The following is a 24,861-nucleotide window of genomic DNA, read 5'->3' as shown; positions in this document are numbered from 1 at the left end:
ACCTGCGGGACACCCGGATGGGATATGCTGCGCGGCAACATATGACCATACATATTCGGTCGTCATGCTCTATCAACTGCACGAACTGACCCGCAACCTGCTCGCCCCCTGGGTGCACCAGGCCCAGGCCAACGCCAGGTTCTTCGCCAACCAGGGCCACTGGTGGTCGCAGATGCCCGGCGCTGATCGCCTGGCGGCGGTCAATGAACTCTTCCATCGCATCGGCAAGGATTACGAGAAGCCCGAGTGGGGCATCAACGAAATCGACGTCGATGGCGAGCGCGTGCCGATCGTCGTGCACGAGGAAGTGAGCAAGCCGTTCTGCAAGCTGCTGCGCTTCAAGCGCCACAGCAATGAAGCCGACCAGCTGCACACCATGCTCAACCAGCCGTTCGTGCTGGTGGTGGCGCCGCTGTCCGGCCACCACGCCACGCTGCTGCGCGACACCGTGCGCACGCTGCTGCGCGACCACCGCGTGTATGTGACCGACTGGGTCGACGCGCGCATGGTGCCGGCCAGCGAAGGCGAGTTCGGCCTGGACGACTACATCGCCTACATCCAGGAGTTCATCCGCCACCTCGGCGTGGAGCGCCTGCACGTGGTGAGTGTGTGCCAGCCGACCGTACCGGTGCTGGCTGCGGTTTCGCTGATGGCCAGCCGTGGCGAGCCGACGCCGCGCACGCTGGTGATGATGGGTGGCCCGATCGATGCACGCTGCAGCCCGACCGCAGTGAACAACCTGGCCACGCAGAACCCGCTGTCGTGGTTCGAGAACAACGTCATCCACACCGTGCCGGCCAGCTATCCCGGCGCCGGCCGTCGCGTGTACCCGGGCTTCCTGCAGCACGCCGGTTTCCTGTCGATGAACCCGAGCCGCCACTTCAGCTCACACTGGGATTTCTACACCGACCTGGTCAAGGGCGACCTGGAAGACGCCGACGCGCACCGTCGTTTCTACGACGAGTACAACGCGGTGCTGGACATGCCGGCCAAGTACTACCTGGATACCATTTCCGTGGTGTTCCAGGACTTCCTGCTGCCGCGTGGCGAGTGGGTGGTCAATGGCGAGAAGGTCGATCCGTCGGCGATCCGCGATACCGCGCTGCTGAGCATCGAGGGTGAGCTGGACGACATCGCCGGCCTCGGCCAGACCGAAGCCGCGCAGGCGCTGTGCACCGGCATCGACGCTGGCCGCCGTGAGCATTTCATCGTCGAAGGTGCCGGCCACTACGGCATCTTCAGCGGCCGTCGCTGGCGCGAAGTGGTGTACCCGAAGGTGCGCGACTTCTTCGCCGCGCATGCCGAAGCACCGGCGGCGAAGGTCACGAAGAAGAAGAGCAACGTCACCCCGTTGCGGCGAAAGGCGGGGTAACTCGCCCAGGGTGGGTGCCGACCTTGGTCGGTATGCCCTGGTAGATGCCAACCTTGGTTGGCGCTCTACCCTGAATCCCGGTATCTGAAGGATTGTGCCAACCAAGGTTGGCACCTACCAAAGCGAATTCCGCCAAGCGCCCCTGCACTGATGGATCGTGCCAACCAAGGTTGGCACCTACCAGAGCGAAGCCTACCGAAGCGTGGATTCCCGCTTACAGCCGCACGAGCAGGTTCTTGGCGATCAGCCCGTGCAGTTTGCCGATGCCGCGTGCCAGATGCATCGTCAGCAGCAGCAGCAGCGCCCCCGCCGCGGCAACCGCGATTGCCACCAGCGGCGATGCCGCCATCGGCAGTACGTTCACGCCATCGACGTACACGCCCGGAATGTCGCCACTGAAGATCGCCGCGACCGGCGCCCAGATCAGGCTCAGCGACAGCGACAGCAGCGTCACCGCGAGGGTGAAGTAGATGACGCCCAGCGGCAGCATCAGCACGAAGTACAGCAGGGTCAGCCAGGTGCGGCCATCGGTGAACATGTCGCCGATGCGCTGCAGCCAGGTGCGGCTGCGATCGGTGTAACGCGGACGGCGCGGCATGCGCTCGCCCAGCAGCGCTTCCACCAGCCGCCCTTCCAGCAGCGCCAGCCCGCGCACCGAGCCGAAGAACAGCACGGTCAGCGGAATGCCGACGATCAGGATCAGCAGGCCCAGCGACAGCGACAGGCCGGTCACCACCCAGGTGAAGAAGAAGATGCCGGTGGCCAGCGACAGCAGCATGTAGAACAGCGCACCGTAGGTGTGCGGATCGGTCACCACGCCGAAGAAACGCGCCAGCAGCGAGCGCTGCACCGGCGCCGGCGGCGGTGCGGCCGGCTCGACGCCACTGGCTTCGGCCGCTGCGCGCAGCACCGGTGCGGTATCCGCACGCGGCGTGCGCAGCGCGCGGTTCACCGTCACTTCGGTCTCGCGGTAGATGTCGGCCACTTCGTCCGGCGCACCGTAGCTGCCGGCCACGTCAGCGATCACCTCGGCCTCGCTGCGGCCGGGCTGCGCCGCCAGCTCCGAGCGCAGGTATTCCTCGGCGTCGTACAGCGCGTCCTGCACCATCGCCGGGTCGGCGCCTTCCAATGCCGCGCGCAGCTGCGCCAGGTACTGCGGGATGGTCGTGGGCAGGGCTCGGCCTGCCAGGCTCGGGTCGTTCATTGCGGTACCCCCTCCAACACGGAATCGACGGAATCGCGTGTGGCCTGCCAGGCTTGGCGCCATTGCGCCAGCACCTCGCGGCCACGTTCATTGATGCGGTAGTAGCGCCGCGGCGGCCCGCTGCTGGACGGCTCCACATGGCTTTCCAGCAGGCCGGCGCCCTCCAGATTGCGCAGCACCGGGTACAGCGCGCTCTGCTTGCCGCTCAGCACGCCCTCGCCCACCCGCTCCAGCTCCTTGGCGATCAGGTAGCCGTACAGCGGCTCCCCGGCCCGGGCCAGCACCGCCAGCAGGGCCAGCGACACCGTTCCAGCGCTGAGTTCCTTCTGGAACTTCTTCAGCTGGACATCGTCCTCGGACATGACCGGCCCTCCACTACGTTGAAGTCCACAGTAGTGCGAAGTTCGGTATAGCGAATGTGTCGTTAGTCACTCTGCCGGTTGGCGTGGCCGGGCCGCTCACGCAGAATCGAAGCCTCGTTCATGTTCCGGGGTTCCCATGCCGCACCGCCGTCGCCTTGCCCTGACCGCCCTCGCCCTGTCCTGCCTGCTGCCCGTCCTGGCCGGCGCGGCCACGCCCTACCGCAGTCCGCAGCAGATTCTTGATGCTTCGGCGGCCAGCGACTGGCGCACCCCGGACCCGGCCAACCTGCTGTACATGGACCTGCCGGCCGGGCGGGTGATCATCGAGCTGGCGCCGCAGTTCGCCCCGCGCCATGTCGCCAACATCCAGACCTTCGCCCGCGAGCACTTCTGGGACGGCACCAGCATCTACCGCTCGCAGGACAACTTCGTGGTGCAGTTCGGCGATGCCGACGCCGATGACGCCGCCAAGGCCAAGCCGTTCGGCAGCGCCGCGCGCAAGCTGCCGGCCGAATTCGAACGCGCCAGCGCCGGCCTGAAGGTCAGCGTGCTGCCGGATCGCGATGGCTGGGCCGCGCAGACCGGTTTCGTCGACGGCTTCCCGGTCGGCCAGGACCCGCAGGCCGGCAAGGCCTGGCTGGCGCACTGCTACGGCATGCTGGGCGCCGGCCGCAGCAACGAGGAAGACAGCAGCATCGGCGCCGAACTCTATGTAGTGACCGGCCAGTCGCCGCGCCAGCTGGACCGCAACATCACCCTGGTCGGCCGCGTGCTGAAGGGCATGGAGCTGCTCAGTGCAACGCCGCGCGGCCCGGCGCCGATGGGCTTCTACACCGACCCGAAGCTGCGCACGCCGATCGTGTCGATCCGCCGCGCCAGCGATGTGCCGGCGGCCGAGCGCACGCCGATCCAGGTGCTGCGCACCGATTCGAAGACGTTCGCCGATACGGTGGAGGCGCGTCGCAATCGCGTGGATGATTTCTACAAGCGCCCGGCGGGGCATATCGATCTCTGCAATATTCCGGTGCCGGTGAAGTAACGCCGTCGCGGGTTCTGCGCGTGGCGCGTGCTGAAGGTGCTTCATCGTTCATGGGCGTCACTTTTCTTTTCGCGCGAAAAGAAAAGTAACCAAAAGAAACGCGCCGCCAGGTCGCGAGCCGCCGTGCTTCGCACGCCGGTCCCCTGCGCTTCTCGGTGAATCAGGGGACGGCGCGAGGAAGTCAGCCGACTAGCAGTCGGCTCTACAGGACATCGGCGCCTCTTCGCCCCTGATTCCCCTGCGATGCTCGGCTCGCTCAAGGCGGACTGGAAGGTCAAGATCAACCGCAAAAGCATCCACGCATGGCGTGGATCTACTGGGTGCAGCTGTGGCCTTTGATCTGGGTCCGCCTTGAGCGAGCCGAGCACCGCAGGTCCGGCGAGGGCGAAGAGGCGCGGGTGTCTGAGCGCAGCGAGTTCCCGCGCCGTCCCTCGACGGGCCGAGGAGCGCAGGGCACCGATGCGCAGCATCGGCTCGTGACCGGCGGAACGTTTCTTTTGGTTACTTTTCTTTGCGTACAAAGAAAAGTAACGCCCATGAACAATGAATTGCCTTCAGCACGCGCCACGTGCAAAACACCTCAACCCTTCTGACTCACCGCCACGCTACCCAGAATCAACGCACCCGCAATCAGCATCTGCAGCGTCACCGGCTCGCCCAGGAACAACCACGCGAACGCCGCGCCGAACAGCGGAATCAGATAGGTCACGGTCGACGCACGCGACGGGCCGATACGGCCGATCAAACGATAGAACATCAGGAACGCCAGCCCGGTGCAGGCCACGCCAAGCGCGATCGCTGCGCCCCAGGCCTTGGCCGGAATCGCCGCCTGCGGCCAATGGCTGACCGCCATCGGCAGCATCCACAGCGAGGCACACGACAGCGTTGCCGCCGCCGCGGCCGCCGACGGCAGGCCGGTCATGTGCCGCTTCACCAGGTTCACGCCCAGGCCGTACAGCAACGAAGCCGCCGCACCGGCCAGCACCGCGGTGCCGATGCTCAGGCCGGAGACCTTGGCCGTGGCCAGCACCACCACGCCGGCGAAGCCGACCAGCAGCGCGCCCGCACGGCGCATGCCGATCTTTTCACCGAAGAACAGGAACGCGATCAGCGCGGCGAACAGCACCGTCATCGCATTGCAGATCGCACCGATCGCGGCCGGTGCCTGTTCGGCGGCATAGGCGAACAGCACGAACGGCAGCGCCGAGTTGATCAGGCCGATCGGTGCCAGCCACAGCCAGCGCCGCGGCGGGAACTGTGCGCGGGCACGCCACAGGAACGGCAGCAGCACCAGCGCGCCCAGCACCAGCCGCACCTCGACCAGCGCGAACGGGCCGAACGACGGCACCGCCACCCGCATGAACAGGAACGAGCAGCCCCAGATGGCGCCCAGCAGGGTCAATTCCAGCGGCGTGCGCCAGTCGCGCTCGGCCGCCTGTGGGACCGCATTCATGCCCTGCCTCCGTCCATCGTCTGTTCCTCGCCAAGGCAGACAGGATCAGGCGCAGACGCCCGCCACACAAGCGCGTAGTATCGCTGCCAGCCACAAATATGGTTTGAGGCTGGACATGCAGCTACGCCCTTCCCTGCTCCCCGCACTGGCCGTGTTCGCGGTCGCCGCGCGCCACCAGAACTTCGCCCAGGCCGCCCAGGAGCTGCACCTGACCGCCAGCGCGGTCAGCCACCATGTGCGCCGGCTGGAGGAGGTGCTGGAAACCCGGCTGTTCCTGCGCCACGCCCGCGGCGTGCGCCTGACTGCCGAGGGCCGGCAGCTGGCCGACGCCGCCAGCGCCGCCTTCTCCGATGTCGCGGCCGTCGCCCATCACCTGCAGCCGGATGCCGACAGCGTGCCGCTGCGGATCACCACGCTGCGCTCGCTGTCCTACTGCTGGCTGCTGCCACGGCTGCCACGCTTCACCCAGGCCCATCCGCACATCCGCATCGAACTGCACACGGGCAGCGGTCTGGATCGCTACGACGACAACGGCCCGGAAGTCGGCATCCGCTATGGCCTGGGCCAGTGGCCGGGCCTGCGTGCACAGCACCTGATGGATGACTACCTGTTCCCGGTGGCCTCGCCGGCGCTGGCCGGGGTTGAAACGCTGGTCGATCCGGCGCGCATCGCCGACCTGCCGCTGCTGACCGATCTGTCGCCGCAGGGCTGGCGTGACTGGTTCCGCCATGCCGGCGTGAGCCCACCCTCGCCACTGCCGCCGATGCACACCTTCGCCGACAGTACCGATGCGATGCGTGCCGCGGTGTACGGCATGGGCGCGGTGCTGGCACGTACCCACATCGCGCAGCCCTACCTGCAGCGCTACGAAGTGGTACGCCTGCCCGGCCCGGCACTGAAAGCGCGCTATGCGTATCACGTGGTGCACGCCGAAGGGCAACCGCCGAGCCACGCCGCGCGCCTGTTCATTGACTGGTTGCTGGAGCAGGCGCAGGACGAACGCACGCCGATTCCCGCGTTGCCGGAAAGCCTGCTCGGGCGCCCGGCCACACGCGCCTGACTGCGCCCTCACCCGTTCTTTGCTTCACGCTGGCTAGGCTGCAGGCAACCCCACACCGTATCGACGCCATGGCCATGCTGCGACTGCGCATCACCGGAACCGAAGACGACGCCCGTGCCATCAGCGACCTGCTGCTCGGCCTGGACGGCATCGAACATGTCGAGGAAACCGACGACCTGATGCCGCACATGGACGACGACGATTCCAGTTCGGCCGGGCTGTCCGATGACATCGGCCCGGGCATCCACGAACTGGAAGTGGAAGTCGGCAATGAAAGCACCGCGCAGAAGGTGCGCGATGCCGTGCAGGAACTGGCACTGGAGCTGGACGTGTTCGTCGAGTACGAGACCGACGAGGGCTGATGCCGGCGGGTTGCCGGCATCAACCTTCACCTCAGAGGCTGGGCGGCAGCCTGCGGCGGCGGCGACGCCACCACGCCCGCACACCCCAGGCCGCGATCAGGGCCAGCACCGCCACCGGCAGCAGCGCGGCCGCGGCGCGGATCAGGAACGCAACGCTGGTACTGAGGATGCTGCCCGATTCGCTCAGCGCCTCGCCAATCTCGCTGCGGCTGCGCTGGCCCGAGGTGGTATCGAAGTGCATCGTGACCAGCTGGGTATCGATGCGCCGGCGTTGCTGCGCCGAATCCTTGTTGGCCTGTTCGACGCCCGCTTCGATCTCCGACAGGCGCGTGGTGATCGCCATCAGGTCCTCGATCTTCAGGTCCTTGCGGTCCTGGTAGGACAGCAGCCGCGCGTGTTCCTTCTCCAGCCGCGCCTTGGTCAGTGCGGTGTCTGCTACCTCCTGCGCCAGGTCCTCGGCGCGGGTATTGCGCGACTGCAGCGTGCCCCCCTCACCGGCCAGAGCGATCAACGGCTCGGTGCCCTTCGGCGCGATGCGTACCTTGACCTCACCGCTGGGCTGCTCGCCACTGCGCTGGTCGACCTGCAGCACCGCGCAGTCACCGAACTTCGCGCTCTGGCAGGCCTGCGCCACCTGCTGGATGCGCGGTGCAATCTGCGCCGCTTCCAGCTGGATCTGCACGTCATGCTCGTAGGCCAGGAACGCACCTTCCGGCGAAGCGACAGCAGCATCGGCAGCGGCGGCACCCGCCTCCTGCGCCCTCTCGCCGTTCTTGGCACAGGCCGCCAGCGCCAGCAGCAGCACCGGCATCGCCACCACGCGCGTCCACGCGCGCAGCGGCGTCACAGTGCCGCTCCGTCGTAGGACATCACCGCCAACGTGGCCAGGTCCACCTGCGGTACGCAGCGCACGTTCACCGCCACCATCGGCGTGCCGGTGCGCGGGTCCACCGCTTCGCTGTAGGGGGCAACGCCGCACTCGCGGCAGTGGTGATGATCGATGTGGGCTTTGTTGAAGTGGTAGGTGGCCACGTCCGCGGGATTGGTGCTCAGCTGGAACGCCTCGCGCGGGGCAAACCACAGCAGGCTGCCGCGGCGACGGCACATCGAGCAGTTGCAGTCGATGACGTCGCTGATCGGCGCCTCGGCCTGTACGGTGAATGCGATCCTGCCGCAATGGCAGCTTCCCTGGTATTCCATGTCCTGTGCTCCGCTGGAGGGTCCTTGTCAGTGCCCATGGTAATCCTATGGCACGGGGACAAAGCAGCCCCGGAGGCCTATGCTCGGGAATTGACCCCAGTACAGGAACGCCGATGCGCCCGCATCTTCTTGCCCTCGCCCTGGTCGCCGCCCTGGCCGGTTGCCAGCCGGCCGACGCCCCGACCAACGCTTCCACCCCGGCCGCCAACCAGCAGGCCGGTGACGCGGCGGTTGATGCCGCCTTCGCCGACCTGTCCAAGCGCGCTCTGGACACCTGGATGCAGCTCTCGCCGGTCAGCGCCACCCAGATCGGTGACCACCGCTACGACAGCGAGATCGACGACCTGAGCGCCGCCGGCCAGCAGAAGACCCTGGCCGCCTACAAGGCGCTGCTGGGCGAGCTGGACAAGATCGAGGTGGCCAAGCTCGGCCGCGAAAACCAGGTGGACGCGGCGATCCTGCGCAACCAGCTGCAGTCGGAAATCTGGAACGCCGAAGTGCTGCAGTCCGGCAAGTGGGACCCGCAGCTGTACAACGGCATTGCCGGCAGCGCGATCTACGGCCTGATGGCCCGCGAGTTCGCGCCGCTGCCGGAGCGCCTGAAGTCGGCCACCGCGCGTATGGAAAAGCTGCCGGCGATCTTCGCCCAGGCACGCGAGAACCTGGATCCGGCCCGCGTGCCGAAGATCCATGCCGAGACGGTGGCCAAGCAGAACAAGGGCATCCTCAGCATCGTCGATACCTTCATCACCCCGCACATCGGCGAACTGCCGCAGGCCGACCAGCAGCGCCTGCAGGCCGCCATCGATGGCCTGAAGAAGGCGGTGGACGAACAGCAGACCTGGCTGGACAAGACCCTGGTGCCGAACGCCAAGGGCGACTTCCGCATCGGTGCGGAAAAGTACGACCAGAAGCTGAAATTCGCGCTGAACTCGTCGCTGTCGCGCCAGGAGATCGGTGAGCGAGCACGCGCCGAACTCAAGCGCGTGCGCGAAGACATGTACGGCATCGCGCAGACCGTGCTGAAGGACAAGCCGGGCGCACCGGAGATGCCGGCACAGCCGACCGACGAGCAGCAGCAGAAGGCGATCGAGGCCGCGCTGGAGCTGGCCTACGCCGACAAGCCGGCGCGCGACAAGGTGGTCGACGATGCCAAGGCCGCACTGGAGCAGTCCACCGCATTCGTGCGCGAGCACGATCTGATGACCCTGCCCGACGCGCCGGTGGACATCATCCTGATGCCGGAATTCCAGCGTGGCGTGGCCGTGGCCTACTGCGATTCGCCGGGCCCGCTGGACAAGAACCTGAAGACCTTCTACGCCGTGTCGCCGATTCCGGACGACTGGAACGACAAGCAGGTCGACTCGTTCCTGCGTGAGTACAACTCGCGCATGATCCACCTGCTGAGCATCCACGAAGGCACCCCGGGCCACTACCTGGAAGGCTGGCATTCGGCCAAGTTCCCCTCCACCCTGCGTGCGGTGCTGCGTTCGGGCCTGTTCGCCGAAGGCTGGGCGGTCTACACCGAGCGCATGATGCAGGAGCAGGGTTACCTCAACAACGACCCGCTGTTCCACCTGGTGCAGCTGAAGTTCTACCTGCGCACGATCTCCAACGCGATCCTCGACCAGGGCGTACACGTGGACAACTGGGATCGCGAGAAGGCGATGCACCTGATGACCCACGATGCCTTCCAGCAGGAAAGCGAAGCCTCGGGCAAGTGGGTGCGCGCGCAGCTGACCTCGGCACAGCTGCCGACCTACTTCGTCGGTGCGCAGGAACACTTCGACACCCGCAAGGCGATGCAGGACAAGCTGGGCGACAAGTTCAACCTCAAGGCCTATCACGACCAGATGCTGTCCTACGGCGCGCCGCCGGTGCGTTTCGCACGCCAGCTGATGCTGGACCAGCCGATCGAGTGATCGCGCCGGTGTGAGCGGAAACAGAACGGCCCGGGGAAACTCGGGCCGTTTTCTGTTCGGCGTCCCGGGATGGACCCATCCACGCATGGCGTGGATCTACTACCCGCCTGCCAGTAGATCCACGCCATGCGTGGATGGCATTCAATTCACCGCGCGATGCAGCACGCGCTCGAACTGCACGTCACTGCATCCATTCTGCCCACACCCGGGAAGCGCGAGCTCCACCCGACCGGGTGGCTGTACATCGCTCAACGGCAGCGCATCTCGCAGTTGCGCGGTGGTCGGGTAGACGTAGGCCAGGCGGAAGCGCTCGCCACCGCTTTGGCGGTCGCGCCAGCGCTCGAACTGCAGCAGGCCGCCGATCGGTGTCTTCTCATACTGGCCCGGCAACATGTAGTCCGTGATTCCCAGCGCCGCCAGCACGGAACCGATGTTGGAATCGTGGCCGACCAGCAGGCTCACCTTCGGTGACGCCGGATCTTCGAACAGCCCGTTTATTCTTGCCAAAAGCGGCGCGGCCACGTCCCGCGCCACCTCGGGTGTTCCGAACAGGATGTCCTGGTAGCGGTTGCGGATCTGCGCCAGCGCCTGCCATTTGGCCTCCGTGTTCAATCGGCCCCACCCTTCGCGGGGGATGCCACTTCCCTGGTAGTGCTCCATCAACAAGGCATCGACCAACCCGCTGGCCAGGGCCAGCGAACCGGAAGTACGCGGTTCTTTGCCCGGCTCTGCGCTGAAAATGGAATCGGCCGGCGTCAGGTGGCATTCGCTGCGGCCTGCGCACGCAGCCGACTGCGGGTAGCGGGTGATCGCCTCCACCGCCGCCAACGCCGGTGCCAGATCCGATGCAGCCTGCGCCTGTTGCATCGCCGACAACGCGCGTTCGCGGAAGGCCGCATCACCGTTGTGGATCACCGGATTGAACAACGGATCCATCGTGCCCAGCGGCATGCGCTGTTCGACCGCAACATGACAGCCTGGGAACGCACCGGCAACGAAAAACTGCGCGGTGGCCTGGGTGCGCTGCAGGCTGTTGGCGTGCGCGTGGAAGTCGCTCGGCTGCGGGCAGCCCGTTGCCGGCAGCAACTTTGCCTGCCGCAGCCACTGGCCGATGTAACGGCCCATGTAAACCTCCAGCACGCCGCCCTTGGTGGTCAGCTCGCCGGCGCCTACGTCCCAGCTCGGCCAGCGCTCCGGAGTCGCATTGGCCAACGCGCCCGATGCCACCACCGGTGCGCGCAGGTTGTGGCGGCTGAGAAGGATGACCTGCTCGAGGGCTTCGCCTTCCACTGATGGCGATGCAGCGGCTGCGGCAGTGGCGACCAGTGCCAGCACCAGCGCCAGCAGCAGGGGGCGTAGAGAACGAATCATGCGGGCCTCCGACCCCAAGGAATGCATCTACGCATGGCGTGGGTCTACTGGTCTGCAGCCACAAAACCACCGGTCTGCCGCGCCCACAAGCGCGCGTACAGGCCACCGGCCGCAATGAGCTCGGCATGGGTGCCGGTCTCGACAATGCGGCCCTGGTCCATCACCACCAGCCGGTCCATGCGTGCGATGGTCGACAGCCGGTGCGCGATCGCGATCACCGTCTTGCCGCCCATCAGCTGATCCAGGCTGTCCTGGATCGCCGCTTCCACTTCCGAGTCCAGCGCCGAGGTCGCCTCATCCAGCACCAGGATCGGTGCGTCCTTCAGCAGCACGCGGGCGATGGCGATGCGCTGGCGCTGACCACCGGACAGCTTCACGCCGCGCTCGCCCACGTGCGCGTCGTAGCCACGCCGGCCCTGCCCGTCCACCAGCGTATCGATGAAGGCTGCGGCGCGCGCCTTGGCCACGGCGGCATGCAGCTGCTCGTCAGTGGCATCGGGGCGGCCATACAGCAGGTTGTCGCGGATCGAGCGATGCAGCAGCGAGGTGTCCTGGGTGACCACGCCGATCTGCTGGCGCAGGCTCTCCTGGGTGACATGGGCGATGTCCTGATCGTCGATCAGGATGCGGCCGCTTTCCAGGTCGTAGAGCCGCAGCAGCACGTTGACCAGGGTCGACTTGCCGGCACCGGAAGGACCGACCAGGCCGATCTTCTCGCCCGGCTTCACCACCAGGTCCAGTCCGGCGATCACGCCGCCCTTCTTGCCGTAGTGGAAGTGGATGTCCTGGAAGTGCACGCCACCACGGGTCACCTGCAACGGCACCGCATCCTCGCGGTCCTGCACGGTCAGCGGCTGGGCGATGGTAGTGATGCCATCCTGCACCGTACCGATGTCCTCGAAGATGCCGTTGATGGTCCACATGATCCAGCCGGACATGTTGTGGATGCGGATCACCAGGCCGGTCGCCAGCGTGATCGCGCCAACAGTGATGTGGCCACCGTTCCACAGCCACAGCGCGAGCCCACAGGTACCGGCAATCAGGAAACCGTTGACGATGGCGATGGTCAGGTCCATGCCGGTGGTGATGCGGGTCTGCGCACGGTGCTTGACCGCCAGTTCCTGGATCGACTCGGCCACATAGGCCTGCTCGCGTCCGCCATGGGCGAACAGCTTCAACGTGGGAATGTTGGTGTAGCCATCAACGATGCGGCCCATCGCCTTGGAACGCGCTTCGGAGGCGATCCATGCGCGTTCCTTCGCGCGCGGAACGAAGTAGGCCAGGATCACTGCATAGGCCAGCAGCCACAGGATCAACGGCACCATCAGCCGCCAGTCCGCCTGCGCGAACAGGTACAGCGCGGTGCCGGTGTAGACCACGATGTACCAGAGCGAGTCGACCATCTGCACTGCCGATTCGCGCAGCGAGGTACCGGTCTGCATCACCCGGTTGGCCACGCTGCCGGCGAAGTCGTTCTGGAAGAAGTTCAGGCTCTGCCGCACCACGTAGTTGTGCATCAGCCAGCGCGAGCGGTTGCTCAGGCCAGGCACGATGGCCTGGTTGACCAGCAGGTTGTGCAGGCCGACCAGGATTGGCCGCGCGATGACCGTGATGAACAGCATCCAGCCCAGCTCATTGGCATGGCGCTTGAAGAAATCGGCCCCCGGCTGCTCGGCGACCATGTCGACGATGCGGCCCAGGTAATCGAACATCGCCACTTCCACCAGCGCCAGCAGCAGGCCGGCGATCAGGGTGGCCAGCAGCACCGGCCACACCGGGCGCAGGTAGTGCAGGTAGAACGGCAGCACCTTGCGCGGCGGCATGCGCCCGTCCACGGGAGGGAACACCGGAATCAGGGATTCAAACCAACGGAACATCGCATTCCCTCGCCATCAATAGCCGGCGGAGTATCCCACGCCGCGTGTGTACGCCAGCCGATGATCACCGCGGTTCCGGTAGTGCCGGCCGCTGGCCGGCCCCCTCGTGACGTTTCCGGGGATCATCAGGTTGCCGGCCAGCGGCCGGCACTACCGATGGGATTCGTCAAACGGCAGCGCCGGGCCACGCCCGGCGGCGTCATTTCACCGGGGTGAACAGCAGGTCCTGGAAATCGAAGCTGAAATCGGTCAGGTCGGAGATCGACTGCATGCGCACCTCGCGCACCTTGCCGTCCGGATCCAGGCTGAAGTTCACGAACGCGTCGGCGTTGAGCGAACGGTCGTCCCAGCGCACGATGAAGGTGTCATGCTGCCAATGCTCCAGGCGCCCGCTCAGCTGCGCGGTCTTCATGAAGCGCAGGCGCAGGCCCTTGCCCTCGGCACTGACCTGCATGTCGCCATACCAGCGGTCGCGGAACGTGCCGGTGTAGCCGGCCAGTGCCAGCGATGGCTTGCTGCCCTTGTCGCGCGCGCTCTGGTGCTTGGCCCAGGCCTCGTCGGCCTTGTCCTGGCCCTTGGCCACGGCCTTGGCATAGGCGTCCACCCAGTCGTGCTTCTCACCGCCCAGGTAAGCATCAAGCACGCTCAGGGTGATCGCGTTGAATGCCGCGCCTACTTCCTGGTTGGTCAGCACCACCACGCCCAGCTTCTCGCCTGGCACCAGGGTCAAACGCGAGACCATGCCCGGCCAGCCACCGGTATGCCAGACCAGTTTCTGGCCGCGGTAGTCGCTCAGGCTCCAGCCTTCGCCGTAGCCGGCAAAGTTGGCCCGCGCCGGCGCCAGCTCCGGCACGCTCGGCGCCGGAATCGACTGCGGCGTGATCATCCGCCACATCTGCTGCTGGCTCTTGTCGCTGAACAGCGCGGTGCCATCGGCCAGCTTGCCTTCGTCCAGCTGCACCTGCATCCAGCGCGCCATGTCGTGCGCACTGGAATAGATGCCACCGGCGCCGGCATTGTTCGACCAGGTCAGCGGTGCAACGGTACGCAGGTCCTTGAAATCGTACTTGGCGTGGCCGACCGCGGCCCTGTCGCCCGGCTTCAGGTGATCGGCGTTGTAGCGTGTGCCGGCCATGCCCACCTTGTCGAAGATGCGGGTCTGCAGGAACTGCCGGTAGCTCATGCCGGAGACATGCTCGATCACCTGCTGGGCAACCGCGTACAGGATGTTGTCGTACGCATAGCTCTCGCGGAAACCGCCCTTCAGCGGCACCTTGCCCAGCCGCTCCACCACTTCGGCATTGCTGTAGGAGGTGGTCGGCCAGAACAGCAGGTCACCTGCGCCCAGGCTCAGCCCGCTGCGATGCGACAGCAGGTCGCGGATCGTCATCTGCCCGGTCACGAACGGATCGGACATGCGGAACGACGGCAGGTGGTCGATCACCTTGTCGTCCATCTTCAGTTTGCCGTCCTCGGCCAGCAGGTTCAGCGAGGTGGCGGTGAACGCCTTGGTGTTGGAAGCAATGGCGAACAGCGTATCTGCCTGCACCGGTTCCGGCTTGCCCTGCTCGCGCACGCCCCAGCCGCGTTCCAGCACCACCTCGCCATCCTTGACCACGGCCACGGCAATGCCGGGCACGTCGAACTGCGCGCGCACGCGCTCGACGGTCGCATCCAGGTCCTGCAGCTGCGCCGGGGTGGCAGCACTCGCCATGGTCGTGCACGCCAGCAGCACGGCTCCTCCAATCCAGGGTTTCATCCAGCACGATCTCCGAACAGGGGTGGCGGCCATGTGCAGGCCGTCACCGGGGTTTCGCGCGATGGTAACGGTCTGCGGCGCACCCTGCCCTGTGCCATAGGAGGGGTGTCATGGGCGGGAACGGCCAACCGAGCAACGGCTCCACCATCATTCCATGCCTGCGCTATCGCGACGCGCAGGCCGCCATCGACTGGCTGCAGCGCGCCTTCGGCTTCCATGCCCAGGCCGTCTACGCCGATGGCGATACGGTCTTCCATGCACAGCTGACCTTCGGCACCGGCATGATCATGCTCGGCTCGGCCGACAAGGAAAGCGAGTGGAGCCAGCATGCGGCGATGCCTGATGAGGTCGGCGGCCGCCAGACCCAGAACGCCTGCGTGATCGTCACCGATGCCGATGCGCACTATGCACGGGCCAAGGCCGCCGGTGCCCGCATTGTCATCGACATCGCCGACCAGGACTATGGCGGACGCGGCTACGCCTGCGCCGACCCGGAAGGCTATCTGTGGTGGTTCGGCAGCTACGACCCGTGGCGCGCGGACCACGGCCAGTGACCGCGACCGCCCGTCCGGCGGAGATCCGCTGCGGCATCGGTGGCTGGGTGTTTCCCGAATGGCGCGGCGGCGTTTTCTACCCCGTGGGCCTGCCGCAGCGTGAAGAACTGGCCCACGCCAGCCGCGCCCTGCGCTGCATCGAAATCAACGGCACCTTCTACCGCACGCCAACAGCGGCGCAGTGCGCGCAGTGGGCCGCACAGACACCCGACGGTTTCCGGTTTTCGATGAAGGCACCACGGTACCTGGTGCAGCGCCGCGACCTCTCCAGCACGGTGGAAGCGGCCGCGCCCTTCCTGCAGGCGGCGATTGCACTCGGTGACCGGCTCGGCCCGTTGCTGTGGCAGTTCGATCCGCGCCATCCGGCCGATGCCGATGCATTGGGTGCCCTGATGGCGCAGCTGCCGAAGCAACTGGAAGGGGTGACGCTGCAGCATGCGCTGGAGGTCCGCAACGCCGAGGCACATGGCCCGGCACTGGTTGCTGCCGCCCGTCGACACGGCGTGGCGCTGGTGATCGAGGACAGCGACGAGGCGCCACTACACAGCGATGTCAGTGCCGGCTTCGTCTACGCCAGGATCAAGCGCAGCCAGGCCCGCTTGAACGAGGGTCTGCCGGCACCCCTGCAGCAGCACTGGGCCGAACGCGCGCTCCACTGGTCACGCGGCGAGCCGGTGGACGACCTGCCCTGCCAGGCCGCGCCGGCACCGTCAGAGCCGCGCGAGGTCTACCTGCTGTGCATTGGTGCGGGCAAGGCACGCAACCCGGCGGCGGCGATGGCCCTGCAGCGGCGGGTGGATGGGGTCAGCAATTCCTCACGCGGATAGCGCTGCGGTCATCGCCTTGCCTCACAATAGGCGGATGAGCACACCCGACACCCGCAAAGCGCTGTGGCAGATCCACTTCTGTGTCCTGCTGTGGGGCGTCACCGCCATCCTCGGCAAGCTGATCACCCTGCCCGCACTGCCGCTGGTGTGGTGGCGCATGCTGCTGGTGACAGCGATGCTGGCGCTGCTGCCGCGGGTCTGGCTTGGATTGCGCACCCTGCCACTGCGCCTGGTGGTGGGCTACGCCGGCATCGGCGCGCTGGTCGCCCTGCACTGGCTGACGTTCTACGGCGCGGTGAAGCTGGCCAACGCCTCGGTGGCCGCCACCTGCATCGCGCTGGCGCCGGTATTCACCTCGATCATCGAACCGTGGGTAGCCAAGCGACCGTTCCAGCTGCGTGAACTCGCCTTCGGCCTGGCGGTGCTGCCGGGTGTTGCACTGGTGGTCGGTGGCGTGCCCGATGGCATGCGCCTGGGTGTGTTGATCGGCGCGATATCGGCGCTGCTGGTGGCGGTGTTTGGCTCGCTCAACAAGCGCATGGTCAGCCACGCCGATCCGCTTACGGTCACCGCACTGGAGCTGGGCGCCGGCACCCTCACCCTGACCCTGCTGGCGCCACTGATGCCCTACCTGCTGCCGGCGCTGGCCAGCCCGCTATGGGTAGTTCCGGACCTGCACGACGGCATCCTGCTGCTGGTACTGGCCGGGTTCTGCACGCTGCTGCCGTTCGCCCTGGCCCTGGTCGCGCTACGCCACCTGAGCGCCTACACGGTGCAGCTGGTGACCAACCTGGAACCGGTCTACGCGGTGGTGCTGGCGGTGGTGCTGCTGCGCGAGCAGCACGAGGTCACGCCGTGGTTCTACCTGGGCGTGGCGATCATCGTCGGCGCGGTGTTCCTGCATCCGTTGTTGAACCGCCGCAAGCCGGTGCAGCATCCGGAAATTCTCGGTACGTCGGAAGCACGCAACATCGCCGATTGAGCGTATCCGCGCAGGATGCGAATCGCCTTGTCAGCGCTGCGGCCAGTGCCATGCCGGGGCATCCAGCAGGCCCTGCCCGCTCAACAGCGTGCGGCCCTGTTCCTTGTGCAGATGCAGCGAATGACAGCCGGGCGCCTGCTCCAGTGCTGCGATCAGTCGGCTGGCGTGTGAGACCACCCACACCTGGCTGCGCGCACTGGCCGCGATGATCAGCCGCGCCAGCGCCGGCAGCAGGTCCGGATGCAGGCTGGTCTCCGGTTCGTTGAGCACAAGCAGCGGCGGCGGGCGCGGCGTGTGCAGTGCCGCGGCCAGCAGCAGGAAGCGCAGCGTGCCGTCGGACAGCTCGGCCATCGACAACGGCCGCAGCAGCCCCGGCTGGTGGAAGCGCAGGGCGAGTCGACCGTCCAGTTCCTCGAACCCCACCGTGGCGCCCGGGAACGCATCCTCCACGCTGCGCGCCAGTGCGCCCGGATCACCGATCTCGAGGATGGTCACCCAGGCCGCCGCCAGATCGCGACCGTCGTGATGCAGCACCGGCGTGCGCGTGGCCATCGCCGGTTGCCGTGCCGGGGCATCGGCGTCGCTGCGGAAATGGTCGTAGAAGCGCCAGCGACGGATGTACTCGCGCAGGGCGATGGTTTCCGGCATGCGCTGCGGATCGCCAACCTGGGTGAACAGACTGTCGAACAGCGACAACCGGTCATCGACCAGATCCCAACCGCGCGCATGGCGTTGCCGCACCATTGCCCCACGTCGGTCGACCAGCAGGTTGGCGCTGCGCAGGAACGGCCCGGCCCAGATCGCCTCGGCCTTGATCTGCGGGTCCAGTGCGAAGGCCGAACGGCTGGGCGGTGGGTAGCCCAGGTCAATGGCATAGCCGAACTCGTCGGTGGTGAAGCCCAGTTTCAATCCCACCGATTCCTGACGTGGGCCGCCCTGCAAGGGGATTTCGCCGGCAGCAACCCGACGGTCCATTTTTTCCGGCCCCGCCCACAGCGCCGAACCGAGCCCACCTTCGCGGGCCAGAACCGCCGCGACGCCGCCCTGCGCGGTCTCTGCCAGCAGGCGCAGCGCGCGGTACAGGCTGGACTTGCCACTGCCATTGTCGCCGGTCACCACATTCAACTGCTGCAGCGGCAGTATCAGCCCGTGCAGCGAGCGATAGTGGGCGATGGCCAGGGTCTGCAGCATGGTTGTGTCCGTGGGAACAGGAACGGCATGGTGCAGCACGTGGATCGCAGGGAATGCGACGCGCACGGCGTTCGAATGGATTTTTCATCCACGCGTGGCGTGGATCTAACTGGAGCTTCAGCCCGCCCGTTCCACCCGGTTGCGACCATTGCCCTTGGCCCGGTACAGCGCCTTGTCGGCGCGCGCCAGCATGTCACCCACGCTTTCACCTGGCTGGTGCTGGGCAACACCGATGCTGACCGTGACCGGGAATCCAAGCGGCAGGTCAGCCACGGCCAGGCGCAGGAACTCGCATTGCAGTTCGGCCGTGTGCAGGTCGGTGCCCGGCATTACCGCCACGAACTCCTCGCCGCCGTAGCGCGCAGCCATGCCGCGGCCGGCGAAGTGCGAGCGCAGCAGCACGCCCAGCTCGGCCAGCACCCGGTCGCCTGTAGCGTGGCCCTGGAAATCATTGATGTGCTTGAAATGATCGATGTCGAGCAACGCAACGCAGGCGACGCCCGGTTGCCCATCGATCTCCACCACCGCCTCTTCCAGTGCCGCCGCCATTGCGCGGCGGTTGGGCAGGCCGGTCAGCGCATCGGTGCGGCTCTGCTCGGCCAGATCGGCATTCTGCGCCAGCAGCACGTCCTGGTACTCCGCCAACAGGCGCTCGTAGTCATCGCGCTCCAGCATGTGCTTCTGGATGTCGAGCGCGAAACGGCGCAGCTCCATCACCAGCATCACCTGCCGTGACAGCGCGGCCAGTGCCTCGGCCTTGTCGCTGGGCAGGTGCTGCGGATGTGCATCGAACACGCACAGCGTGCCCAGAGGCAGGCCATCGGAACTGATCAGTGGCGCACCGGCGTAGAAGCGGATGTGCGGGTCGCCGGTCACTACCGGATTATCGTGGAAGCGGATGTCCTGCAACGCGTCCTCGACCACCATGATTTCCTGCGGCTGCAGGATGGCGTGGCCACACATCGATTCGCTGCGCAGGTTTTCCGCCGCGTCGATGCCCTGGATCGACTTGAACCACTGCCGTTCGACGTCGATCAGGGTCACCGCCGCCATCGAGGTACCGCAGACCGCCTTGGCGATCGCGACCAGGTCGTCGAAGGATTGCTCACGCTGCGAATCCAGGATCCGGTAGCGGTACAGCGCCTCGAGCCGAAGGGCTTCGTTGGCAGGCTTGTCGGGCTTGATCATGCAGCGTCACGTTCCGGCAGGTCACTGCAAAGTCTAGCTGATGCCCGCGCGTAATCCGCACAACGGGTAGTGCCGGCCGCTGGCCGGCATCCCGCACTCATTCGATGCCTGGAGCAGCCGGCCAGCGGCCGGCACTACCGCGCGTTACCAGTCCAGCTGCTTCGGCAGCAGGCCCTGCAGCTCCTGCTCGGTCAGGTTGCGCCACTGGCCCGGCTTCAGCGCACCGATCTTGATGTTGTCGATGCGCACGCGGCGCAGCTGGGTCACGCGATAGCCGAACTCGGCGGCCATCAGGCGGATCTGCCGGTTCAGTCCCTGCTGCAGGGTGATGCGGAATCCGAACTTGGCGATGCGCGAGGTCTTGCACGGCAGCGTCATCTGGTCGTGGATGCGCACGCCGCGCGCCATGCCACGCAGGAACTCGTCGGTGACCGGCTTGTTCACCGCCACCAGGTACTCCTTCTGGTGGCCGTTCTCGGCACGCAGGATCTGGTTGACGATGTCGCCGTTGCTGGTCATCAGGATCAGGCCTTCGGACTCCTTGTCCAGGCGCCCGATCGGGAAGATGCGCTGTTCGTGGCCGACGAAGTCGACGATGTTGCCCTTGACCGAGGTTTCGGTGGTGCAGGTGACGCCCACCGGCTTGTTCAGCGCGATGTAGACGTGGCGGCGGGCGCCGGGCTTGCGTGCCACGCGCGCGCGCAGCGGCTGGCCGTCGACCAGCACCTGGTCTTCCTCGCCCACCACCGCACCGGTGCCGGCCGCGTGGCCGTTGACGGTGACGCGGCGGGCGGCGATCAGGCGATCGGCCTCGCGGCGGGAGCAGAAGCCGGTGTCGGCGATATGTTTGTTGAGTCGGGTGGTCATCGGTCCATTATCCGGCATCGCCGCCCGCTGCGCTTCATGCCAGGGCCGGCGGATCGAGCTCTTCGCCGTCGAACACCCGGTTGCGACCCGCCCGCTTGGCCACGTACATGGCATGGTCGGCCCGCCGCAGCAGCGCGGCCAGATCATCCTCACCCGGCCGCCACTGCGCCAGTCCGATGCTGGCGGTCACTTCCAGGCCCGGCACCTGCAGGGCCTGGCCGGCTTCGGTGATGCGCTGGCGCAGGCGGTCCAGGCGCGCCGACGCCGCCTCGCGCGGCATGCCCGGCATCAGCAGCAGGAACTCCTCGCCGCCCATCCGCACCACTTCGTCCTGGCTGCGGACTGCCGTGCGCAGGGCACGCGCCACCGCCACCAGCACCTGGTCGCCCACCGCGTGGCCATGGCGGTCGTTGATGTCCTTGAACAGGTCGATGTCGAGAAAACCGATCACCAGCGGGCCGCGCTCACGGTCGACCTGTGCCAGGTGACGGGCCAGCTGCTGCAGGCCGGCCCGGCGGTTGGGCAGCCCGGTCAGGCCATCGGTTTCGGCCAGCTGGCGCAGTTCATCGCGCTGCTGGCGCAGCCGGCCCAACCGCTGGTTCATGGCATAGGCGGCCATCATCAGCAGCCAGGTCACCGACAGCTGCAGTGCTTCCACCCGGTACTCCAGCAGCCACCCCGCACTGCTGGCATCGGCTGCGATCATCACCAGCAGTGGCACCAGCGCCGCCAGGCCCGCCAACGCCCAGCAGTCACCGCGCAACCAGGCACGCATGCCAGCGGCCAGTGACAACAGGCAACCGAGGATGAAGGTCAGCTGCAGGCTCTGCGCGACCAGCGCCAGGGTGTCCCAGCGCAGCCACGGCACCAGCGCGGCCAGTCCCATCAGGCCCCACAGCACAGCCTGCTGTGCCGGCCGCGAGCGTGGCAGCAAGCGGTCCCCACCGTTGAGGCGCCACAGAGCGGGCAGTACCAGCGCCTGGGTCGCGGCGGTCAGCGCCAGCAGCCACCATGCGCCGCGCTCGCCCACCGGCAGCCACGGTTCGGGATAACCGCTCAAGCCGCCAAGAACCGCCTGCCACACCACCACCACGATCGTCGCGCCGATGTAGACCAGGAAGCTGCGGTCACGGGTGGTCAGGTAGGCCATCAATGCCGACAGCGCCAGCGCGATCGCCACCGCGATGCAGGCCGCGCGCACCAGCAGGCGGGCGGTATCGTTCTGCTGGACCGGACTGGGCGCCCCCAGCCGCAAGGTCGGCACCCAGCGCGCTTTCAGCGGCGCCTGCCACGACACCAGGAACGGCTCATGGCTGCCTGCCGCTGGCACCGCCACCAGGCCGATGCCGGCACGGAAGCGCGAATCACGGGTGCGCGCATCGTGCATGTTGCCGCAGATCTCGCGGTCACCATGCTGTACGCGGACTTCGCCAGCGAACACGTTGAACACATCCAGCGCCTGGGGTTGCCCCGACCAGCCCCCGGGCGGCGCCGGCACCTCTACCTGCTCGCGCGGCCCGGCCAGCATCGCGGGCGTACAGCCACGATGGGGTGTCGGTTCGTCCGTCGGTGCGCCAACCAGCAGGAAATCCCGGCCGGCCTCGGCCAGGCGCGCGTGCACCAGACCGGGAAGCAACACTCCCATCAGCAGGACGACCAGCAGCGCCCCTGTTTCGTACCGCCACTGCCTGACGCCCACGCCACATCCTGTTCCTGCTTACGTCCGCGCCCACTGCGCGTCGCCCCTGGCGCGCATTATCGCAGCCGGGCACGCCACGCATGTGTAGACCAAAGTCGCCGTGCGCCGTTCAGCCAGCGGCCGGAGGCCCCTTCACCGCCACCAGGCGGACCGGCCTCAGGTCACTCAGGGTCATCCGTTCCAGCGGCTGCGGCCGCTCGATCGCGTAGCCCTGCAGGCCCTGCACGCCGAGCCGGGTCAGTGCGCCAGCCACCTCGGCGGTTTCCACCCATTCGGCCACCACCTCCATCTGCAGTTCCCGCCCGAGCTCGCTGATCGCCCGCACCGTGGCGTGGCTGACCGGGTCGGTGTCCATGTCACGCACGAAGGTGCCGTCGATCTTCAGGATGTCCGCAGGCAGCTGGCGCAGATAGCCGAACGAGGACAGGCCGGAGCCGAAGTCATCCAGTGCCATCCGGCAGCCACGCGCTTTGACCGCATCGATGAAAGCGCGTGCCTGGCTGAGGTTGCTGATCGCCGCGGTCTCGGTGATCTCGAAACACAGTTTCGAGGCCAGCGCGCGGTTGCGCTCGAGCAGGTCGCAGACGAAGGCGAGGAATCCCGGCTCGGCGATCGACTGCGCCGAAACGTTGACGTTGCACAGGCCCAGCTGGCGCACGTGTGCCGGGCAGACCTGCAGGTGGCGGAACAACAGCCCGAGCACGTGCCGGTCCAGCGCCACCGCCATGCCGTATCGCTCCACCGCCGGCATGAACTGACCGGGCAGATGCAGGCTGCCATCGGTACCACGCATGCGCACCAGCACCTCGTAATGCAGGTAGGACGGATCGCCCACGCGGGCGATGCGCTGCGCGTACAGCAGCATGCGATTCTCCGCCATGGCCAGGCTGACACCCTGCAGACGCTCGGCCTCCTGCCGCCGCTCCTCCAGCGCCATGCGGTTCTCGTTGAAGCAGTGCACGCGGTTGCGACCGGCCTGCTTGGCGGCATAGCAGGCGCTGTCGGCGGCGCTCATCAACCAGTTCGCGTCCGGCGCCTCGGCACTGACCTCGACCACGCCGATGCTGCAGCTCAACTGCGGGCTGCCCTCGCTGATCGGGAACGTGGCCTGGCCCAGGTTGCGGATCACCCGCTGCAGTACCCGCTTGGCTTCATCCTGGCCGGCGTGGGCGAGAAACACCGCGAACTCATCGGCCCCCAGGCGGCCGACCCAATCGCCATCACGCACCGCCGCCACCAGATAGTCGGCGAAACCGCGCAGCATCTGGTCGCCGGCGGCATGACCGAAGCTGTCGTTGACCAGCTTGAAGTGGTCCAGGTTGATGTAGCACAGCGCATGCGTACCACCGTCCGTCCGGACCTGCAGCAGCGCGCGTTCCAGCAGGCGTTCGATCTCGCGGCGGTTGATCAGGCCGGTCAGCGGATCGTGGCTGGCGTGATGCTCGATCTCGCGCGCCAGTGCATGGTTCTGGCTGACATCCTCGATGATCGCGAACACCGACAATCCACCGCCCGAGCTGCGAACCGCGGTACCGCTCCAGCGTCCCCAGACGAGGCTGCCATCGCGCCGCCGGAAACGCAGCTCGCTCGGCCGCAGCTGCCGGTCCCAGTCGATGCGGCCGACACCGTCGAGGACCAGTTCCCCCTCCATCAGCAGGTCACCCAGCAGCATCTGCAGCAGCACATCGCGCCGGTAGTCGAGGATATCCGCCATCGCCTGGTTGGCCTCGACCACGCGGCCATCGGTGTCGAGCTTCAGCATGCCGACATTGGCCTGGTAGAAGGCCGCGCGGAAGCGGCTCTCGTGCTCGGTCAGATCCTTGCCGACGCGACGCGCCAGCGCCACTGCCATCAGGCTGATCACCAGCACCGACAGGCCGCCAACCATCAGCGTGGCGATCCGGACCATGGTGGCCATCCTCAGCAGCGCCTGCGAGAACGCCTGGGCCTGCACCTGCAGGCGGCGGTCGAGATCCCGCAGCTGCTGCAGGTAGCGATTGCGGTCGGCCACGGGCAGTTCACCTGCCGCATGCCTCCGTTGCAGCTCGGCGACCAGGGCCTGCACAGCCTCCAGATCACCATCGGTCTGCCGCCACAGTGCAGTGGCTTCGCGGAATGCTCCCAGGTCACGGGCGTAGCGGAACGAGAACACCAGGCGTGGAATATCGGCGCGCGCGTTGCCGCCCTGCAGGAAACCCTGCCGGGCCTTCTCCTCGTCCGGTACCGCCTGTTCCAGCGCCAGCCGGGCCTGCAGATCCCCCAACGGAATCCGCAGGGCCTGGCGCGCGTCATCCAGGTCCTGCGCATCGCCACGCGCCAGGTAGCGGCTCAGCGCAGCGGTCGCATCCTGCTGCCCCCGCGACCAGTAGCCCTGGCCGGCAATCCAGGCCGTCGAGGCCGCCTGCAGTTCCTGGATCAACGCGGACAGCGCGACCAACCCGATCGCCATGCCCGTCAACAACGCAAAGCGCAATCCCAGGCCACGGGTCATCGGCACCCGCCGGCTCTGCTGGTCCGTGCCACTTCTACCCATCCCGGATCCCCCCGAATGTGCTGCGGTGACAACCTCCCT

General features: G+C 67.1%; 22 protein-coding genes. 9 read left to right on the top strand and 13 right to left on the bottom strand.

The genetic code is table 11. The annotated features are described in order from the left end of the window. Nucleotides 1-64: 64 nt before the first annotated feature. Entirely contained in the window at nt 65-1,372 is a 1,308-nt protein-coding gene (locus ACSYAO_RS06435; RefSeq protein ID WP_197655704.1) for a polyhydroxyalkanoate depolymerase, read from the top strand. A 214-nt stretch (nt 1,373-1,586) separates the two neighbouring features. Here the strand turns inward: ACSYAO_RS06435 and ACSYAO_RS06430 are convergent, their stop codons facing one another. Next, the gene (locus ACSYAO_RS06430) at nt 1,587-2,576 is read right to left on the bottom strand and encodes a sensor domain-containing protein (RefSeq protein ID WP_197655705.1); all 990 of its coding nucleotides are present in this window, start codon (nt 2,574-2,576) and stop codon (nt 1,587-1,589) included. Further along, nucleotides 2,573-2,938 carry a PadR family transcriptional regulator gene (locus ACSYAO_RS06425; protein WP_032128337.1) on the bottom strand — a complete coding sequence of 122 codons (366 nt, stop codon included), beginning with the start codon at nt 2,936-2,938 and terminating at the stop codon, nt 2,573-2,575. The genes ACSYAO_RS06430 and ACSYAO_RS06425 overlap by 4 nt, the downstream gene beginning before the upstream one ends. Nucleotides 2,939-3,074: 136 nt before the next feature. Between ACSYAO_RS06425 and ACSYAO_RS06420 the strand changes: the two genes are divergently transcribed. Continuing rightward, nucleotides 3,075-3,977: a peptidylprolyl isomerase gene (locus tag ACSYAO_RS06420; RefSeq protein ID WP_197655706.1), complete on the top strand. Its 903-nt coding sequence runs from the start codon at nt 3,075-3,077 to the stop codon at nt 3,975-3,977. Nucleotides 3,978-4,279: 302 nt separating this feature from the next. Then, a complete protein-coding gene (locus tag ACSYAO_RS06415) occupies nt 4,280-4,570 on the top strand; it encodes a hypothetical protein (protein ID WP_197655707.1) in 291 nt (96 codons plus the stop codon). Here ACSYAO_RS06415 and ACSYAO_RS06410 read toward each other — a convergent pair. Then, nucleotides 4,558-5,430: a DMT family transporter gene (locus tag ACSYAO_RS06410; RefSeq protein ID WP_032128339.1), complete on the bottom strand. Its 873-nt coding sequence runs from the start codon at nt 5,428-5,430 to the stop codon at nt 4,558-4,560. The two genes, ACSYAO_RS06415 and ACSYAO_RS06410, sit on opposite strands and share 13 nt — an antisense overlap. A gap of 115 nt (nt 5,431-5,545) precedes the next feature. Between ACSYAO_RS06410 and ACSYAO_RS06405 the strand changes: the two genes are divergently transcribed. Beyond that, complete coding sequence (locus ACSYAO_RS06405; protein ID WP_197655708.1) at nt 5,546-6,490, top strand: LysR substrate-binding domain-containing protein; 945 nt, start codon at nt 5,546-5,548, stop codon at nt 6,488-6,490. 68 nt (nt 6,491-6,558) lie between these two features. Then, nucleotides 6,559-6,852 carry a hypothetical protein gene (locus tag ACSYAO_RS06400; protein WP_005415831.1) on the top strand — a complete coding sequence of 98 codons (294 nt, stop codon included), beginning with the start codon at nt 6,559-6,561 and terminating at the stop codon, nt 6,850-6,852. A 31-nt stretch (nt 6,853-6,883) separates the two neighbouring features. On the opposite strand, the gene ACSYAO_RS06395 is transcribed toward ACSYAO_RS06400, so the two are convergent. Beyond that, a complete protein-coding gene (locus ACSYAO_RS06395) occupies nt 6,884-7,663 on the bottom strand; it encodes a DUF4349 domain-containing protein (protein ID WP_197655712.1) in 780 nt (259 codons plus the stop codon). Between the two features lie 32 nt (nt 7,664-7,695). Further along, complete coding sequence (locus tag ACSYAO_RS06390) at nt 7,696-8,052, bottom strand: GFA family protein (protein WP_046983156.1); 357 nt, start codon at nt 8,050-8,052, stop codon at nt 7,696-7,698. A gap of 113 nt (nt 8,053-8,165) precedes the next feature. Between ACSYAO_RS06390 and ACSYAO_RS06385 the strand changes: the two genes are divergently transcribed. Beyond that, on the top strand, nt 8,166-9,974 hold the full coding sequence (locus tag ACSYAO_RS06385; RefSeq protein ID WP_197655709.1) for a DUF885 domain-containing protein: 1,809 nt from the start codon (nt 8,166-8,168) through the stop codon (nt 9,972-9,974). A gap of 141 nt (nt 9,975-10,115) precedes the next feature. Here the strand turns inward: ACSYAO_RS06385 and agp are convergent, their stop codons facing one another. The 3 genes from agp to ACSYAO_RS06370 form a co-directional block, all read right to left on the bottom strand. Further along, nucleotides 10,116-11,345 carry a bifunctional glucose-1-phosphatase/inositol phosphatase gene (gene agp / locus ACSYAO_RS06380; RefSeq protein WP_197655710.1) on the bottom strand — a complete coding sequence of 410 codons (1,230 nt, stop codon included), beginning with the start codon at nt 11,343-11,345 and terminating at the stop codon, nt 10,116-10,118. 44 nt (nt 11,346-11,389) lie between these two features. Beyond that, the gene (gene smrA / locus ACSYAO_RS06375) at nt 11,390-13,222 is read right to left on the bottom strand and encodes a multidrug efflux ABC transporter SmrA (RefSeq protein ID WP_180844846.1); all 1,833 of its coding nucleotides are present in this window, start codon (nt 13,220-13,222) and stop codon (nt 11,390-11,392) included. Nucleotides 13,223-13,421: 199 nt separating this feature from the next. Continuing rightward, nucleotides 13,422-14,981 (bottom strand): serine hydrolase, encoded by a 1,560-nt coding sequence (locus ACSYAO_RS06370; protein ID WP_197655918.1) that lies wholly within the window; start codon nt 14,979-14,981, stop codon nt 13,422-13,424. A 110-nt stretch (nt 14,982-15,091) separates the two neighbouring features. Here ACSYAO_RS06370 and ACSYAO_RS06365 point away from each other — a divergent pair, with 110 nt between their 5' ends. From ACSYAO_RS06365 to ACSYAO_RS06355, 3 genes are read left to right on the top strand one after another with little or no spacing between them, the layout of a single operon-like run. Further along, complete coding sequence (locus tag ACSYAO_RS06365; RefSeq protein WP_049461764.1) at nt 15,092-15,535, top strand: VOC family protein; 444 nt, start codon at nt 15,092-15,094, stop codon at nt 15,533-15,535. Then, a complete protein-coding gene (locus ACSYAO_RS06360; protein WP_197655919.1) occupies nt 15,532-16,362 on the top strand; it encodes a DUF72 domain-containing protein in 831 nt (276 codons plus the stop codon). Before ACSYAO_RS06365 ends, ACSYAO_RS06360 begins: the two co-directional genes overlap by 4 nt. Before the next feature lie 34 nt (nt 16,363-16,396). Then, nucleotides 16,397-17,344 (top strand): DMT family transporter, encoded by a 948-nt coding sequence (locus ACSYAO_RS06355; RefSeq protein WP_197655920.1) that lies wholly within the window; start codon nt 16,397-16,399, stop codon nt 17,342-17,344. A 30-nt stretch (nt 17,345-17,374) separates the two neighbouring features. On the opposite strand, the gene ACSYAO_RS06350 is transcribed toward ACSYAO_RS06355, so the two are convergent. From ACSYAO_RS06350 to ACSYAO_RS06330, 5 genes are all read right to left on the bottom strand, one after another. After that, nucleotides 17,375-18,535, bottom strand: coding sequence for an AAA family ATPase (locus ACSYAO_RS06350; protein WP_134951490.1), 1,161 nt, complete (start codon nt 18,533-18,535; stop codon nt 17,375-17,377). A 117-nt stretch (nt 18,536-18,652) separates the two neighbouring features. After that, nucleotides 18,653-19,723, bottom strand: a complete 1,071-nt coding sequence (locus ACSYAO_RS06345; protein ID WP_197655921.1) for a sensor domain-containing diguanylate cyclase — start codon at nt 19,721-19,723, stop codon at nt 18,653-18,655. Nucleotides 19,724-19,867: 144 nt separating this feature from the next. Beyond that, nucleotides 19,868-20,590 (bottom strand): pseudouridine synthase, encoded by a 723-nt coding sequence (locus ACSYAO_RS06340; RefSeq protein WP_049424580.1) that lies wholly within the window; start codon nt 20,588-20,590, stop codon nt 19,868-19,870. A 34-nt stretch (nt 20,591-20,624) separates the two neighbouring features. Then, the gene (locus tag ACSYAO_RS06335; RefSeq protein WP_049461760.1) at nt 20,625-22,289 is read right to left on the bottom strand and encodes a sensor domain-containing diguanylate cyclase; all 1,665 of its coding nucleotides are present in this window, start codon (nt 22,287-22,289) and stop codon (nt 20,625-20,627) included. Between the two features lie 109 nt (nt 22,290-22,398). After that, on the bottom strand, nt 22,399-24,822 hold the full coding sequence (locus tag ACSYAO_RS06330) for a putative bifunctional diguanylate cyclase/phosphodiesterase (RefSeq protein WP_049424576.1): 2,424 nt from the start codon (nt 24,820-24,822) through the stop codon (nt 22,399-22,401). Nucleotides 24,823-24,861: the final 39 nt, after the last annotated feature.

The sequence above is a fragment of the Stenotrophomonas sp. STK16_22 genome, from assembly GCF_051984505.1.
Taxonomy (GTDB): Bacteria; Pseudomonadota; Gammaproteobacteria; order Xanthomonadales; family Xanthomonadaceae; genus Stenotrophomonas; species Stenotrophomonas maltophilia_A.
Note: the sequence above shows the minus strand (reverse complement) of the source record. Positions and strands in the feature narration are given on the sequence as shown.